A 14,696-nucleotide genomic window follows, 5' to 3' on the forward strand; every position below is an offset into this window, starting at 1 on the left:
TTGGTGGCGGCATTTCAATCAAGTTGGCAGATTCTACCCAATTTAAGGGCAATAAGCATCATAAATTAGATGAGAGACTTGCCTAGGATTCTAATCAAGACAACTTCTTGCTTGGATTTGTCTTCCATTGGTTTAGCTAAGCGCTTCGCCAAACCAATACCACCAGCAGTAAACAGCGCTGCAGTTAAGATAACAATGCCCTCGCCCCCTTGGAGTAAGGGTTGTAACAAGAGTTGTCCAAAACCAGCACCAACCATCAACATGAAAAGCGGGATAAGATAAACAATAGCCGCAGACTGAAGTAGGCTTTTTTCTGGAAAGCCAATTTCTACGATCTGGCCTGCTTTAACTAAGCTTTGGGTTTTAAGCTGCCAAAACAAAGATTTATTGCCAACAGCCTTGGTCACAATACCCGTTCCGCAGCTTTTTTGAGATGAGCAGCTGCTGCAACTGGTTTGTTGTTCGCAACTCAGTTGAACAAAATATTGCTTACCTTTTTGTTCGACTGAGCTAACGGTTGCCAACGCAGTCATCATTGCGCTGGTGCCGGTTTATTGAACGTGACGGATTGAGCGATACGCTTGGCTGTTGCTGGCGGAATATCACCCACCACAGAGATTTCTTTGTCGCCAATCACTAAGCTGTGCAAGGTTCTTCGCCCTTGGCGTACCAGCTGTCCTTTCAATGAATGTTCGTCTTTATCGGCGATATAAACCGAAAAGCTAAATAATCCATCACTGAAAAGCTGGCTTTCAACCATTTTTTCGGTCGCAGCCATTTGGTAACGGCTGAGTTCTTTCGATTTAAATCCTTCAGGCACCCACGAGGCTTGCCAGTCGGTCTCACTCACCAAGCCTTCTGGCAATGACAAAACCTTCGGCAATTTAGCTTGATTCAAGCCGCCCATTGCTTCTGCAATTTTATCGTTCACGACATAAGAGATAGTGCGGTACTGCTCAAGCACTTCGCCATCACGATCCAAAAGATCGGCACGCAAAGGAAGGTTGGTTTTCTCGTCGACCCAAACCACATAAGAGTATCGAAGGCCGTCTTTCGGCACGACGCGTAATACTTGCGTGGTACTGCCCGCCTCACGAGAACGCCCAACTTTTACAAAATCGTAGTATTGGTTGAGAGAATCGATATCTCGATTAATCATCGGAATGACAGGTGCAACCATGCTGCCAGACTGAATAGTAAATGGCTCTGTACCCGGTTCAATATAACTGACTTCATTGCCACGTCGAATAACCTCACGAACAGGGCCGCTTAGATAAACAAGGTGTGCAAGTTGTTGGTCGTCGTTAACTGCATGACGATAAAGCAGAGGTTCAATACTGCTCTTCTTTATCAATATGTAGGAGAGTTCGTAATTTAGATGCTGACTGGCCTCGTTCATTTGATGTAACAAGGCCTTTGCAGTGGTTTCCTCTGCAAAGGCTGTTGGGGACATCAAGCTGAACAGTGTCAGTGCACTGACCAGGATTTTCTTCATTCAATATCCGATTCTAGGTGTGCATCTTCCATTGGCGATGCATCACTGTTTAATCTTAGTTGTAGCTCATAATCTTCTAACAATGCATGAACGCGTTTGCGTTGCTCTTGCATGTTAGCTTCAGATGCAGGTCTCTCAACAGAGTCACGCGTTAAGCTTACTGGTTCCGCAGAACCTGCAAATGGAATCGTCTGGAGTACAGGCAACTGCTCTGGAGCTGCGGGATCGCTGCCACCATATTGCTGAACACCCAATACAACTGCTAATGAAACACACGCTGCCACGGCAACTTGTCCAAACTGTTGTAACCACGCAGGAAGCTGACGCTTCGCTTGCTGAGGTTTAGGCTGCTCTTCTATCGGAGCAACAATAGGTTCAACATTCACTTGGTGCAGGTTCGACATTGAACCATGTGCAGGCTCATCATCAAGCGCTGCCGCTACACTGTTAGCAATGTTCCACTCTGGAGTTTCTGGCGCATCCCCACGCATAACATCACCAATTAAATGGTAACTCTGCCAGGTATCCATGCTTTCTTGATCAGATTCGAGATCTACTATGAGAGCTTTATCGATCGTTTCACCATCCATGAGTGCCGAAAGCTTTTCTTTATCAGCCATTATTTTCACCATAATTATTACAAGTTCTAGCGTTGTAAAAGAGGTTTAATTTTCTTTTCTACCGCTTCACGAGCTCGGAAAATACGCGAACGTACCGTTCCTACAGGGCAATCCATTACTTCTGCAATCTCTTCGTAGCTCAAACCTTCGAGCTCACGCAACGTCATTGCAGTTTTTAAGTCTTCGGGTAGCGCTTCAATCGCTCCAAAAACAACTTGTTTCAATTCGTTTGACAGCGTTAAGTTCTCAGGGTTCGATATTTCTTTTAACGCGCTGCCTGTTTCGTAATATTCTGCATCTTCTGCATCGACATCTGTTGCTGGCGGCCTGCGGCTCTGGGCAACGATATGATTTTTAGCGGTGTTCACGGCAATTCGGTACAACCATGTATAGAAAGCACTCTCACCACGAAAGTTAGGTATCGCGCGGTAAGCTTTAATAAAAGCTTCTTGTGCTACATCAGGTACATCACCGGAATTATTCACGTATCGAGAGATAAGATTACAAACTTTGTTTTGATACTTAACCACTAATAAGTTAAATGCCTGCTTATCTCCACTCTGAACTCGCTCAATCAACACTTGATCGGTTAGCTGCTCGTTCATTCGAGCGGGTACTCCTATTGTTATAACCCTTACCTTCACAGATATGGGTACTAATTATGCGAAATGTAGTATTGACACCACCGTCTACAAGAGCACTATTGTGACTAAGCCAAATACCGAAAGTTCCAACTTTCCTAAAATTATTTGCCATTATTGTTTCACAATGTGATGTAATAAAAATAGTTATCCCTATCAATTTGGGGAAACTTGAGCAAAAGCAATGGTATTGAGCAATTAAATATTTCTAGATAGCTGTCTATATATTGATTTTGTGTCGTGTTTTAGGATGACTAGGGAAAGATTATAACAGTCTTAACCAAACTCCTAAAACAAGACGAAGTCAATTGAGCATGGACAACTCGACTATAGCCCGGGATTTAATAAGTTTTATGAACGCAAACCGTGAACATCAGTGTGATGTATTAGTGGTAGGAAGTGGTGCGGCAGGCTTGTCATTAGCCTTACGCGTAGCAGAACATGCAAAAGTAATTGTATTAAGCAAAGGACCACGCAGCGAAGGATCGACGTATTACGCACAAGGTGGTATTGCGGCGGTGTTCGATGAATCGGACAGTATTGAGTCTCATGTAGAAGATACTCAAATTGCTGGGGCTGGGTTATGCGAAGAAGATACAGTTCAATTCATTGCTGAAAATGCTAAAGAGTGTGTGCAATGGCTGATTGATGGTGGTGTTCCATTTGATAAAGATGAGAGCAGCACAGAAGGCCAACCAAAGTATCACCTCACTCGTGAGGGCGGCCACAGTCACCGCAGAATTCTGCACGCTGCCGATGCAACTGGCATGGCGATGCAAACCTCACTGCAAGATAACGTCAAGAATCACCCAAACATCGAGATCTTCGAGCGTCACAATGCGCTGGATTTAATCACCGAAGATAAGATAGGTGGTTCGAAAGACAAGGTTATCGGTGCCTATATTTGGAACCGTAACCAAGAACACGTTGAAACCGTGCGCGCTAAATTTGTTGTATTAGCAACAGGCGGCGCTTCAAAGGTTTACCAATACACCTCTAACCCAGATGTCTCTTCAGGTGATGGTATTGCTATCGCTTGGCGTGCGGGTTGTCGTGTGGCAAACCTTGAGTTCAACCAGTTCCACCCGACTTGCTTATTCCACCCAGAAGCGCGTAACTTCCTACTAACGGAAGCATTGCGTGGTGAAGGTGCCTATTTGCGTCGCCCAGATGGCTCTCGCTTTATGAAGGACTTCGATGAGCGCGGTGAATTGGCTCCACGCGATGTGGTTGCTCGTGCGATTGACTTTGAAATGAAGCGCTTAGGTGCTGACTGCATGTATGTTGATATCAGCCACAAGCCTGAAGAGTTCATCACAACGCATTTCCCAATGATCCATACTCGCTTGATGGATTTGGGGATTGATATGACCAAAGAACCGATTCCAATCGTACCGGCAGCTCACTACACTTGTGGTGGTGTCATGGTGAATAAGCAAGGTCAAACCGACTTAACTAACCTATATGCAATTGGCGAAGTGAGTTATACCGGCTTGCACGGTGCAAACCGTATGGCTTCAAACTCACTGCTTGAGTGTGTGGTATACGCGTGGGCAGCCGCAAAAGATATCGTTGAAAACATCGACCAATCTCAACTGTGCGCTGAACTTCCGGCATGGGATGAAAGCCAAGTCACCAACAGTGATGAAGAAGTGATCATTCAACACAACTGGCACGAGCTAAGACTGTTCATGTGGGATTACATGGGTATTGTTCGAACGGACAAACGCCTTGAACGTGCAATGCGCCGCATTCAGATGTTGCAGCAGGAAACTCATGAGTACTACAGCTACTTTAAGGTTTCAAATAACCTATTAGAACTGCGTAACTTACTACAAGTGGCTGAGTTGATGGTTCGCTGTGCAATGCAACGTAAAGAGAGCCGCGGCCTACACTACACGCTGGATTACCCAGAACTTGCTGAAGACAGCGGCCCAACCATTCTGACACCAGAGAAAAACCAGTCTTAATTTTTGGTCATGGAAAAAGACGACAGGGAGCCTAGCGCTCCCTTTCTTTTATCTTTGGTTCTTGTTTATCCAATGCTTTCGTTTATCAAACGGACTCGTTGTAAATGCGCCAAGAAGTGTCGATATTCACGTTCATTGCAACTATCTCGCCACAACAAGACTGAATATCCGCACTCAAACTGCAATTTAACGAAGAACTGCGCCCAGATCTTATCAACGGACTTAAGTGTGTAGGCTTGTTCATTGAGTCGGATCTCGCCATCTTCTTTATAGTCAAAGCACCCATGTGCTGTATTCAAGATTACATGATTGGCTTTAAACAAACTGAACACTAAAGCTAAACAATAGAGGGCAACAGCGAGTGGAATAGAAGAGAAAACGATGAAAAACAAAAGGCACCCAAAAACAGTGCCTTTTGCAAATAATGCGGAATACGAAGGGTTAAGCTGAAGCTTAACGAACCTTGCTGAGGTTATGCGCGACAATTTTATCAACCATTGAAGCATGGCCTAGGTTTTCACTGCGTCCGTGTCCCATTACCCAAGTAAACAGGTCTGGGTCATCACACTCTAATAGAGAAACAAACTCACGCTGCTCCTGCTCTTGCAATGAATCAAAACACTCTTCGAAAAATGGCATGATAACTACGTCAAGTTCCAACATGCCACGACGGCAACCCCATTTAATTCGTGCTTTCTGCTCTGCAGTGTACATTGGCTATCCTCACCTATAATTTTTCTTTCTCGGAGTGTAACAAGTCATACGCTCTGCAACTACTATGTGAGTCACAGTCCCTATCTAAGCTCACAAAAAAACCTAAGCTGACAAAGAAACAGAACCGGATTAACATAGAGCCAAATAAAATTCTTAGGAAAGATAAAATGGATTGGAAAAACACATTTCAGCCGCTCGCTCATACGCAAAATGAATCGCTTCCAGATCTGATGATGACACACGTGTCAGACTGGAGTGCAATCACCATGATAGGCGATGACAAAAAGTCGTACCTGCAAGGTCAAGTAACGTGCGATGTCGTCACTCTTCCTAATGATGAATCCACGCTAGGCGCGCATTGTGATGCGAAAGGAAAGGTTTGGAGTATCTTTCGTTTGTTCCACCACAATGGTGGCTACGCTCTTATGCAGCCTAAGTCTGCGATTGAAATCGAATTAGTTGAAATTAAAAAATACGCCGTATTCTCTAAGGTTGATATCGAGCAAACGTCTGACGTTGTTATCGGTGTCATGGGCGCGTCAGCTGATCAATACATTGACTCAATTTCAGAAAGCCAAGGCAACGTACGTATTATCTCTGGTGGTACCGCTGTTCAAGTCTCTGACAACCGTTGGGCTCTACTTGTTACGCAAGAAGCAGCAGAAGCCTTGGTATCAAGCAGCACTGCAGAAAAAGTATCAGAAGCGCTTTGGCAGTATCATGAAATTCTTGATGCTCAGCCGAACCTATCGAAAGCAGAGCAAAACGAACACATCCCTCAAGCACTCAACCTGCAAGCGATTGGCGGTATCAGCTTTTCAAAAGGCTGTTACACAGGTCAAGAAACAGTTGCTCGTGCTAAATACCGTGGCATGAACAAGCGTGAAATGCGCATTGTTTCAGGAACGAGTTCAGATGTATTGTATCTAGAGAATACGATTGAACTAGAGCGCAGCGTAGGTGAGAACTGGCGCGGTGCAGGCCGACTATTAAACGTCTATCAATTTGCTGATAATCAGGCGATTGGTTTGATGGTGTTGCCAAACAACCTTGATGACGATGTTCAGCTTCGATTGACTGCGCAACCTGAGCAAGTATGGAACATTCTGCCACTGCCTTACAGCCTTGACGAAGAGTAGCCACGTGGAAACACTGATTACACAATGGTTAGATCAACAGCAGGTGGACTATCGCCTGTTGGTGCAAAGCAAGCCAACCACCAGCATCGAAGAGACCGCGCAAGAACGAGGCATTAATGCCTCTCAAATGGTCAAGTGCATCCTGCTTAAGGATATGGGAAACCAGTATGCGTTGGCCTGTACTCCTGGCGATCGCTCTATCGATCCAAAGAAAGTACGCTCGGTACTGAATTGCCGTCGAATGACCTGCGTATCACTCGCTGATGTTGAAGCCATCACCGGCTTTAAAGCTGGATGTGTTGGGCCTATTGCTCTAAAGAGATACATGCCGATCATTTTTGATCCTTCTATTCAGAGCAACTCGACCGTTACCATTAGCTCGGGTGATCGAATGGCTGGCGTTGCGTTGGATCCCAATGATCTCATAGCACTATGTGCACCGATCGTCGCTGACATCAGTCGATGAACGTTTCGAACAGATCATGCTTCGCAAACTTCATTTAAATATTTCATTGAGTACATTGTTAGTGTGAACTTCGTCATAAGAAAAACACACCCACCTTAAATAGTTACTCAAAATAAAAGCATAAGTAGTCACAGGGTTGAATTTGCGTTATTGTAATTTTACTGACTAGCCTTTAAGCAAATCAGTACAAGTGAATCCACTGAGTAACATCAGTATCCACTTTTGTGTAATGCATCTGTGACTATTCGCCCGTTTTAGACGGGCTTTTTTTCGTTAAAAATTTACAATTTGATTACACAAACAAAAAAATCCCGCCTATTCTTATACTTGTAACATTAGCACTGCTTAATACCGGACAGGAAAGTTCGTAGCAGTTCACTACTCAGTACTATTTTGGGGAGGAGCTCACGTAAAAATAGATATTTACTGAAGAAAGTGCTTAGAACAGCACAAATATCTAATTAACGTCAACTCTACTGCATATTACTCCATGCTTATCACAATAATTATCTCGGAGTTTTTCTATAATATGCAGGCTAGGTAAATATAAGGATAATTAAAAATGAGACTGTTTAAGCGCTATACACCGAGTATGATTGCTAAACATGTAAGTCGACTTTTCAAAGGACGAATCTACATTTACGGCGTAGGTAAATTTGAGTTTGATAACGGTAAACTCGTACTACCAGACCGAGCAGAGAAGCGTCACTTCCAAACCGTGAAAGAAATAAATAGTGAAATCATGAAACTGCGCTGCGCGTACGCATGATCTGATAGTCTAAAGAATTAAAAACAAAAAGGGTTGGCATTATGCCAACCCTTTTTTCGTGTTCTTGATGTCGTCAATTGCTATCAACTTTAGCTACTGACCATCAACAGCAATCCATCTCACGCGACTATCGGTGTGCTACGGGGCGCTTAGCTAAATCCGGAAGATTGCCCGACAACCCCAGCGCTCGCTTCATTATCTCATCTTTCGCACCCGGTAATTGACCAGCAAGCTTCATACCGATACCACGAATCAGCTTCTTAGCCGGATTATCGCCTTCAAACAGATCTTTAAAGCCCTGCATTGAAGCAATCATTTTCGCCGCCTCAGCTTTTCTCCAGCGCTCATAGCCACGAAGGTTGCGCTTGGTGCCAATATCCTCACCAGAAGCCCATAGCGTTAACAGCTCTTGCGCTAAGCTTGCTGCGTCTAATAGACCAAGGTTCACACCTTGCCCTGCTAATGGGTGAATAGTATGAGCAGCATCACCCACCAAAGCGACACGCTCTACAGCAAAGTCACGTGCATAACGCATGCGCAGTGGGAAGGCAAAACGGTCACCAACCACTTCGCATAATCCAAGCTTTGAGTCGAACTCTGCCGTTAGCTGCTTATTAAAATCAGCATCCGACATTGATACAAGCTTCTCGGCACGATTAGGCTCCGTAGACCAAACTATCGAGCTCATTTTGCTTGGCTGCATTGGCAGGAACGCCAACGGCCCTTGCGGTGTAAATATTTGACGAGCAACGCTATGGTGCGGCTCTGAGGTTTTGATGTTCGCGACAATCGCACTGTGGCCGTAATCCCAATGAGTTAATGGGATATCTTGTTGCTTGCGAACCCAAGAGTTTGCACCGTCAGCTCCAACAACTAACTTAGCGGTCAGCGCTTGGCCGTTGTCTAACGTTAGCCATGCTTCGCTCTCACCAATCGCCATCGTTTTACACGTAGCTGGCATGTATAGGCTGACATTGTCTTGTTTCTTAACCTGATCAAGCAGCGCTAATTGAATTACGCGGTTCTCTACAATATGACCTAGGTTAGGCTGTGCTAAGCGTGTCGAGTCAAACTCGATGCGAGCGAAGCTGTCTTGTTCCCACACCTCCATCGCTTGGTAGGGCGCAGCACGTCGTTGTTCGATGCCTTGCCATGCGCCTAGGTTACGTAGGATGACTTCACTCGAACGGCTCAGTGCCGACACACGCACATCAGGCAATTCGCTAAGCCCTTCGCTAGGCGCTCTGCCTTCAATGACCGCAATTCTTAGATCGCTGTCTTTCAGTGCAGCGGCAAGCGCTAGGCCAACCATGCCTCCTCCTACAATCGCGATATCAACACTTTGCATCATTATTTATTACCTTATCTTTCTACTAGGCCAAGCGTATGACGCAAAAGTGGACCTTTAAGTGGTGGAAGGTTATCAATTACGGCTAACCCAAGGTTTCGCCCAATACGAGCGGTCAAAAAATCGTTTGAGAACAGATGAACAAGGCTTGATGTCAGCGTAATCGTCGTGTCTCTGTCTTGTTCTCTGCGCTTTCTAAAGTTAACAAGACCAGTGTAACGACCCACATCATCCAATTGAGTACACAACTCTTCCGCCAAGGAAGCCACATCACGAATGCCAAGATTAAAACCTTGCCCCGCAATAGGGTGAAGTGTTTGAGCAGCATTGCCAACAATGGCAAATCGATGAGAGATATTTTGCTGTCGGTGGCGAAGAATCAGTGGGTAGCTCGCACGCTTGCCGACTTTTTCTAATCGACCTAATCGCCAACCAAAATCTTTCTGTAGCTGCTCAAGAAATTCATCATCGCTTAAAGCGGTGACTTGCTGTGCTTGCTCTGGTGGCAGACACCAAACTAGCGATAAACGGTTGTCGCTCATCGGTAACAGAGCAACTGGCCCATGATGAGTAAAACGCTCAAAGGCTCGACCTTGATGGGGCTCACTAGCAACAATATTGGCAATCACAGCGACTTGTTCAAAGTCATGTTCACTCAATGGGATATTCAGTTGCTGACAACAGGTTGAGATAGCACCGTCAGCTGCAACCAATAACTTAGTCGTGACGGTTTGCCCACTTGTCAGCTCAATCGTCGTTAACGATTCATCACGTTCAACGGTTCTAACAGACTCAGGGCAAAGCATCGTAATTGCAGCTTCTGATTCAAGCTTCTGCTGATAGATTCGCCCCACATCCGCCAACTCCACCACGTAGCCAAGCGCATCAACAGCAAGATCTTCACTGTAGATGTCTGTCATCCCAGCATGACCTCGATCTGATACATGAATATCTTTGATCGGGGTTGCAACGGGAGCAATAGATTGCCACAACTGCAAAGAGTCGAGGATCTGCACCGTGCCATAAGACAAAGCAATCGAACGAGAATCAAAGCCTGGATGAGCTTGATGATCAACCTGATAAGGCTCTACTACCGCAATCGATAGAGAACCTTGACTGAGGTGATTCAGAGCAAGGGCTAAGGTCGCCCCCGCCATTGCGCCACCAGCAATTACAACATCATACTGAGCCATTATAACCTCAAACCGACAAGCGGATTAATGAATGGTTGGAGCCGCATCTTCAGATGGGCGAGCACCGAATTCAGCATGAATCGTTAGTGCACACGCTTTTACGTGTTCAATAACGTGCTCTAGAAGCTGCGCTTGCTCTTCCATATCATCGTCTTCGTCAATGCCTAGCTTTGCCATCTCTTCAAGATCAGCTAATGCTTCTTTGGTACCGTCAGACGCTTTATTTAATTGAGCGCCAACCAAGCCTAAACCAGAAATAAAGTGGTTAATCCAATCTGACACACCATCAGCCAAATCAAACAAGCTTGCGCTTGCGTCTTCATCAGGCAACAACATAGACAGTTCCATGCCTGAACCTGTAATTTCGCTAGTCGTCACCTTTAATGTCGCTTCCGCTAACGTTAATGCGCGATCTGGCCACCCCATGCCTTCATTGGTGTAATCAAAGATAAGTGGTTGCCAGCTTTTATCTGCTAGGTTTAAGCCTCCGCTCAACATACCCGTTAATAAACCATGCATCTCAGCAGGGTTTACGGCTAGGCTTGCCGATTGAAGTTCAGTCGCAACCGTTAGGTAGTCAGGTAAAGTAGTTTCGCTCATCAGATAGCTCGCTCAGTTATTCTTTATATCGATAGTATAATCGTACCACTTCACCCCAATTCTGGTAAGCATCGATCCTGAGCAATTGAAGGATGACTGACTACCAATTGTTCAATTTGCTGAATTACTGTGTGCTCAAGCTCTCATTTACAAACAGTCACTCTGAAAAGCTTGAATCTTAATAGCGGTTTACCTATAGTTTCTCCCTCAGAGGAGATTGCTTCCTCATCGGTACTTGCACTTTTTCTTTCTCAAAAAATGATAAAGAGCAACAGCCTTAAATAGTGCGTTAAAGAGTTCATCCATCATGAGTAATCAAGCGGTAGACGTTGAAATATTAGGAAAACTGACTCGAGTGAATTGTCCCCCAGGGCAAGAAGAGTCATTGATTGCAGCGGCGGCCGATCTTGATAATCGATTGAAAGAGATGGCTGAACGTACTAAGGTAACCAATGAAGTGAAGCTGCTAACGATCGCAGCTCTGAACATTTGCTATGAATTACAAACCAAGAAGTTTGAAGCAAATGATGAACAAAACGCACTGACCGAGCGAATGGAACAGCTCACGACATCACTTTCAGATGTCCTCAGTAAAGTTAAGCACGGACAGCAATAGCGTACACAAAATTTACCCTGGAGTGTTTGTCAGAGGATTCACGTCCCCGAGCCGATAAGCAATCCCTAAGGGTTAGTACTTGAGTGCTATTGAGCATGCTCGGTCCGCCGAGAAGCCTACGGTAATCATTGCTGATCCGCCTTGAACTCGCTGGTTCAAGGGCCATCTATTCTCAACGGCACTTTGGGGTATCCCTTCTTATGAAGACGCTCACACGCAGCGAATTTCGCAAACAGATCCGCATCAAACGTAACTCCCTATCTAGCGAACAACAAACTCAATCCGGTTTAGATTTAGTCCAGCAGTGTGCTCAGCTTAATGAAGTTCAATCTGCTCAGCATATTGCACTCTATATATCCATCGATGGCGAACTCGATACCCAGCCTTTAATTGAATGGTTATGGGCGCAAGGTAAGCAAACTTATTTACCAGTATTGCACCCCTTCTCGGCCGGACATCTGCTGTTTCTGCACTACTCGCCAAGCACACCGACGGTTTTGAATAAGTACGGAATCGTTGAACCTCAGCTCAATCAATTGCTCGTCAAACCATGCCAACAACTCGATCTTATTCTCACACCATTGGTGGGCTTTGACTCTCAAGGGCATCGCTTAGGCATGGGCGGTGGATATTACGATCGCACCTTGGCTCGATGGTTCGAGACGGGCAATGGCGCAACACCTATTGGCCTTGCTCACGATTGCCAACATGTCGATCGTTTACCAATTGAAGGTTGGGACATTCCGTTACCTAAAATCGTGACTCCGAGTAAAACTTGGCAATGGGAAAACAACCATTAAAGCGCTATAATCGCGCCGCAAACGTTAACCTCGATATCCAAAAGTTACCCCAATATCTAAACGTTAACTTCATCATTACGCAAACGATTAATTCAAAGCGCAAGACCTTATTCAGGAGAATGGCATGACTCAAGATGAAATGAAAAAAGCAGCGGGCTGGGCAGCACTTCAATATGTTGAAGAAGGCAGCATTGTAGGTGTAGGTACTGGCTCAACAGTAAATCACTTCATCGACGCACTTGGCACAATGAAAGACAAAATCAAGGGTGCGGTTTCAAGCTCTGTAGCCTCTACTGAAAAACTAGAAGCGCTAGAAATCAAAGTATTCGAATGCAACGACGTATTCAAGCTAGACATCTATGTTGATGGCGCTGACGAGATTAACGGCTCTCGCGATATGATCAAAGGCGGCGGCGCTGCTTTGACTCGTGAAAAAATCGTAGCAGCTATCTCTGATAAGTTTATTTGTATCGTTGATGGTACCAAAGCAGTTGATGTGTTGGGTAAATTCCCACTGCCTGTTGAAGTTATCCCAATGGCGCGTTCATACGTAGCACGTGAACTCGTAAAACTTGGTGGTGACCCAGTTTACCGCGAAGGCTGCACAACCGATAACGGCAACGTGATCCTAGATGTGTACGGCATGGCGATCGAAAACCCAAAACAGCTAGAAGATATCATCAATGGTATCGCTGGCGTGGTAACGGTTGGTCTGTTCGCTCACCGTGGTGCTGATGTAGTTATCACTGGCACGCCTGAAGGTGCAAAAATCGAAGAATAAATAATAGAAGATTGAGTTTTTCTGTTACTTCATTACAGACGGTGCCCTAGGGCGCCGTTTTTTTTGCTTTATTGCTGTAAAATTATGTCTTATTCCGTAATTTTCTTACCCAAAACATTTTTTTTTTGTTACTTTATTGTTCAGAAGACGCACAGGGAAAACGTTTGTCTCCTAACAAAGTGGTGAATTTGTTCCCCTTTCAGCCATTTTGTAGCACGTGCGCCGCATTTGCCCAACCTTTCCATTTTAAGGACGAGAACAATGGCCAAAGTTTCACTGGAAAAAGAAAAAATAAAAATTCTACTTCTAGAAGGTCTTCACCCTTCTTCTGTAGAAGTACTGCAAGCCGCTGGTTACACAAATATTGAGTACCACAAAGGCTCGCTACCTGAAGATGAACTTCTTGAAGCAGTTAAAGATGCTCACTTCATTGGTATCCGTTCTCGCACCAACATCTCCCAAGAAGTTATTGATGCGGCTGAAAAGTTGGTTGCAGTTGGTTGTTTCTGTATTGGTACTAACCAAGTCAACCTTCAAGCGGCAGCAAAGCGCGGTATCCCTGTGTTCAACGCACCGTTCTCAAACACTCGAAGTGTTGCTGAACTGGTTCTTGGTCAGGTTCTATTGCTACTGCGTGGTATCCCTGAAAAGAACGCTCTTGCTCACCGTGGCATCTGGAAAAAGAGTGCAGACAACTCTTACGAAGCTCGTGGTAAGCGTTTAGGTATTATTGGCTACGGTCACATCGGTACTCAGCTGGGTATTATTGCTGAAAACCTTGGTATGCGTGTTTACTTTTACGATATCGAAAACAAGCTGTCTCTAGGTAATGCCACTCAAGTTCATACTATGACCGAGTTGCTGAATAAGTGTGACGTGATCTCTTTACACGTACCTGAAACCAATGAAACTAAAGACATGATGGGTAAAGAAGAGTTCGAGCGCATGAAGCCTGGCTCTATCTTTATCAATGCAGCTCGTGGCACGGTAGTTGACATCCCGGCTCTGTGTGGCGCTCTGGATTCTGGTCACCTTTCTGGTGCGGCTATTGATGTTTTCCCAACAGAACCAAAAACCAATGCAGACCCGTTTGAGTCTCCATTAATGCAGTTCGATAACGTGATTCTTACCCCTCACGTTGGTGGTTCAACACAGGAAGCACAAGAGAACATCGGTGTAGAAGTTGCAGGTAAGCTTGCTAAGTACTCTGATAATGGCTCTACACTATCAAGTGTTAACTTCCCTGAGGTATCTCTACCGCTACACACTGGCACATCTCGCTTGCTACACATTCACGAAAACCGCCCAGGTATCCTAACTCAGATCAACACCATCTTCGCTGAAGAAGGCATCAACATCGCGGGTCAGTACCTACAGACTGCGGCTGATATGGGTTATGTAGTTATCGATGTAGAAGCGGATCGTTCAGAAGAAGCACTGCTTAAACTGAAAGAGATCGAAGGCACAATCCGTGCTCGTCTTCTTCACTAATCATCGAGTTAGACCATAAGTAAAAACAGAAAGGCTCTCGCAATGAGCTGTCT

General features: G+C 45.1%; 17 protein-coding genes and 1 other RNA gene. 9 read left to right on the forward strand and 9 right to left on the reverse strand.

Features of this window, described 5'->3' with window-relative positions; all coding sequences use genetic code 11:
* Positions 1-65: 65 nt before the first annotated feature.
* From OCV30_RS13045 to rpoE, 4 genes are read right to left on the reverse strand one after another with little or no spacing between them, the layout of a single operon-like run.
* Positions 66-536 (reverse strand): SoxR reducing system RseC family protein, encoded by a 471-nt coding sequence (locus OCV30_RS13045; protein WP_009847654.1) that lies wholly within the window; start codon positions 534-536, stop codon positions 66-68.
* On the reverse strand, positions 533-1,495 hold the full coding sequence (rseB, locus tag OCV30_RS13050) for a sigma-E factor regulatory protein RseB (protein ID WP_009847655.1): 963 nt from the start codon (positions 1,493-1,495) through the stop codon (positions 533-535). The genes OCV30_RS13045 and rseB overlap by 4 nt, the downstream gene beginning before the upstream one ends.
* Positions 1,492-2,115: a sigma-E factor negative regulatory protein gene (locus OCV30_RS13055; RefSeq protein WP_029223850.1), complete on the reverse strand. Its 624-nt coding sequence runs from the start codon at positions 2,113-2,115 to the stop codon at positions 1,492-1,494. The genes rseB and OCV30_RS13055 overlap by 4 nt, the downstream gene beginning before the upstream one ends.
* A gap of 26 nt (positions 2,116-2,141) precedes the next feature.
* A complete protein-coding gene (gene rpoE, locus OCV30_RS13060; protein ID WP_004735377.1) occupies positions 2,142-2,720 on the reverse strand; it encodes an RNA polymerase sigma factor RpoE in 579 nt (192 codons plus the stop codon).
* 389 nt (positions 2,721-3,109) lie between these two features.
* Here rpoE and nadB point away from each other — a divergent pair, with 389 nt between their 5' ends.
* Positions 3,110-4,726: an L-aspartate oxidase gene (nadB, locus tag OCV30_RS13065; protein ID WP_065678039.1), complete on the forward strand. Its 1,617-nt coding sequence runs from the start codon at positions 3,110-3,112 to the stop codon at positions 4,724-4,726.
* Positions 4,727-4,791: 65 nt separating this feature from the next.
* On the opposite strand, the gene OCV30_RS13070 is transcribed toward nadB, so the two are convergent.
* Positions 4,792-5,232, reverse strand: a complete 441-nt coding sequence (locus OCV30_RS13070) for a protein YgfX (protein ID WP_012604792.1) — start codon at positions 5,230-5,232, stop codon at positions 4,792-4,794.
* The gene (locus OCV30_RS13075; protein WP_004735374.1) at positions 5,180-5,440 is read right to left on the reverse strand and encodes an FAD assembly factor SdhE; all 261 of its coding nucleotides are present in this window, start codon (positions 5,438-5,440) and stop codon (positions 5,180-5,182) included. Before OCV30_RS13075 ends, OCV30_RS13070 begins: the two co-directional genes overlap by 53 nt.
* 167 nt (positions 5,441-5,607) lie before the next feature.
* Here OCV30_RS13075 and ygfZ point away from each other — a divergent pair, with 167 nt between their 5' ends.
* From ygfZ to OCV30_RS13090, 3 genes are all read left to right on the forward strand, one after another.
* Positions 5,608-6,579, forward strand: a complete 972-nt coding sequence (gene ygfZ, locus OCV30_RS13080; protein ID WP_065678038.1) for a tRNA-modifying protein YgfZ — start codon at positions 5,608-5,610, stop codon at positions 6,577-6,579.
* Between the two features lie 4 nt (positions 6,580-6,583).
* Entirely contained in the window at positions 6,584-7,045 is a 462-nt protein-coding gene (locus OCV30_RS13085; protein ID WP_009847659.1) for an aminoacyl-tRNA deacylase, read from the forward strand.
* 562 nt (positions 7,046-7,607) lie between these two features.
* Positions 7,608-7,814, forward strand: a complete 207-nt coding sequence (locus tag OCV30_RS13090) for a DUF1107 domain-containing protein (protein WP_009847660.1) — start codon at positions 7,608-7,610, stop codon at positions 7,812-7,814.
* 127 nt (positions 7,815-7,941) lie between these two features.
* Here the strand turns inward: OCV30_RS13090 and OCV30_RS13095 are convergent, their stop codons facing one another.
* Genes OCV30_RS13095 through OCV30_RS13105 form a run of 3 tightly spaced genes read right to left on the reverse strand, consistent with a single transcriptional unit; the run spans position 7,942 to position 10,955 of the window.
* The gene (locus OCV30_RS13095) at positions 7,942-9,165 is read right to left on the reverse strand and encodes an FAD-dependent 2-octaprenylphenol hydroxylase (protein ID WP_065678037.1); all 1,224 of its coding nucleotides are present in this window, start codon (positions 9,163-9,165) and stop codon (positions 7,942-7,944) included.
* Positions 9,166-9,176: 11 nt separating this feature from the next.
* Positions 9,177-10,355: a 2-octaprenyl-6-methoxyphenyl hydroxylase gene (gene ubiH / locus OCV30_RS13100; RefSeq protein ID WP_065678036.1), complete on the reverse strand. Its 1,179-nt coding sequence runs from the start codon at positions 10,353-10,355 to the stop codon at positions 9,177-9,179.
* A gap of 24 nt (positions 10,356-10,379) precedes the next feature.
* Positions 10,380-10,955 (reverse strand): YecA/YgfB family protein, encoded by a 576-nt coding sequence (locus tag OCV30_RS13105; RefSeq protein ID WP_004735367.1) that lies wholly within the window; start codon positions 10,953-10,955, stop codon positions 10,380-10,382.
* Positions 10,956-11,262: 307 nt separating this feature from the next.
* Here OCV30_RS13105 and zapA point away from each other — a divergent pair, with 307 nt between their 5' ends.
* The 5 genes from zapA (at position 11,263) to serA (ending at position 14,643) form a co-directional block, all read left to right on the forward strand.
* A complete protein-coding gene (zapA, locus tag OCV30_RS13110) occupies positions 11,263-11,571 on the forward strand; it encodes a cell division protein ZapA (RefSeq protein WP_004735366.1) in 309 nt (102 codons plus the stop codon).
* Between the two features lie 11 nt (positions 11,572-11,582).
* A non-coding RNA gene (gene ssrS, locus OCV30_RS13115) (6S RNA) lies at positions 11,583-11,765 on the forward strand.
* A 6-nt stretch (positions 11,766-11,771) separates the two neighbouring features.
* Positions 11,772-12,371, forward strand: coding sequence for a 5-formyltetrahydrofolate cyclo-ligase (locus tag OCV30_RS13120; RefSeq protein ID WP_065678035.1), 600 nt, complete (start codon positions 11,772-11,774; stop codon positions 12,369-12,371).
* Between the two features lie 124 nt (positions 12,372-12,495).
* Positions 12,496-13,152 (forward strand): ribose-5-phosphate isomerase RpiA, encoded by a 657-nt coding sequence (gene rpiA / locus OCV30_RS13125; RefSeq protein WP_009847664.1) that lies wholly within the window; start codon positions 12,496-12,498, stop codon positions 13,150-13,152.
* Between the two features lie 261 nt (positions 13,153-13,413).
* The gene (gene serA / locus OCV30_RS13130) at positions 13,414-14,643 is read left to right on the forward strand and encodes a phosphoglycerate dehydrogenase (protein ID WP_017097288.1); all 1,230 of its coding nucleotides are present in this window, start codon (positions 13,414-13,416) and stop codon (positions 14,641-14,643) included.
* Positions 14,644-14,696 lie beyond the last annotated feature (53 nt).

Source organism: Vibrio atlanticus, assembly GCF_024347315.1.
GTDB lineage: Bacteria > Pseudomonadota > Gammaproteobacteria > Enterobacterales > Vibrionaceae > Vibrio > Vibrio atlanticus.

Bases quoted from the DNA above. Each gene is read 5' to 3' on its own strand.
- OCV30_RS13120 (WP_065678035.1), top strand. From the start codon at position 11,772: ATGAAGACGCTCACACGCAGCGAATTTCGCAAACAGATCCGCATCAAA.
- rseB (WP_009847655.1), bottom strand. From the start codon at position 1,495: ATGAAGAAAATCCTGGTCAGTGCACTGACACTGTTCAGCTTGATGTCC.
- zapA (WP_004735366.1), top strand. From the start codon at position 11,263: ATGAGTAATCAAGCGGTAGACGTTGAAATATTAGGAAAACTGACTCGA.
- OCV30_RS13105 (WP_004735367.1), bottom strand. From the start codon at position 10,955: ATGAGCGAAACTACTTTACCTGACTACCTAACGGTTGCGACTGAACTT.
- OCV30_RS13075 (WP_004735374.1), bottom strand. From the start codon at position 5,440: ATGTACACTGCAGAGCAGAAAGCACGAATTAAATGGGGTTGCCGTCGT.
- OCV30_RS13070 (WP_012604792.1), bottom strand. From the start codon at position 5,232: ATGCTTCAATGGTTGATAAAATTGTCGCGCATAACCTCAGCAAGGTTC.
- serA (WP_017097288.1), top strand. From the start codon at position 13,414: ATGGCCAAAGTTTCACTGGAAAAAGAAAAAATAAAAATTCTACTTCTA.
- ygfZ (WP_065678038.1), top strand. From the start codon at position 5,608: ATGGATTGGAAAAACACATTTCAGCCGCTCGCTCATACGCAAAATGAA.
- ubiH (WP_065678036.1), bottom strand. From the start codon at position 10,355: ATGGCTCAGTATGATGTTGTAATTGCTGGTGGCGCAATGGCGGGGGCG.
- nadB (WP_065678039.1), top strand. From the start codon at position 3,110: ATGAACGCAAACCGTGAACATCAGTGTGATGTATTAGTGGTAGGAAGT.
- OCV30_RS13055 (WP_029223850.1), bottom strand. From the start codon at position 2,115: ATGGCTGATAAAGAAAAGCTTTCGGCACTCATGGATGGTGAAACGATC.
- rpoE (WP_004735377.1), bottom strand. From the start codon at position 2,720: ATGAACGAGCAGCTAACCGATCAAGTGTTGATTGAGCGAGTTCAGAGT.
- rpiA (WP_009847664.1), top strand. From the start codon at position 12,496: ATGACTCAAGATGAAATGAAAAAAGCAGCGGGCTGGGCAGCACTTCAA.
- OCV30_RS13095 (WP_065678037.1), bottom strand. From the start codon at position 9,165: ATGATGCAAAGTGTTGATATCGCGATTGTAGGAGGAGGCATGGTTGGC.
- OCV30_RS13045 (WP_009847654.1), bottom strand. From the start codon at position 536: ATGATGACTGCGTTGGCAACCGTTAGCTCAGTCGAACAAAAAGGTAAG.
- OCV30_RS13090 (WP_009847660.1), top strand. From the start codon at position 7,608: ATGAGACTGTTTAAGCGCTATACACCGAGTATGATTGCTAAACATGTA.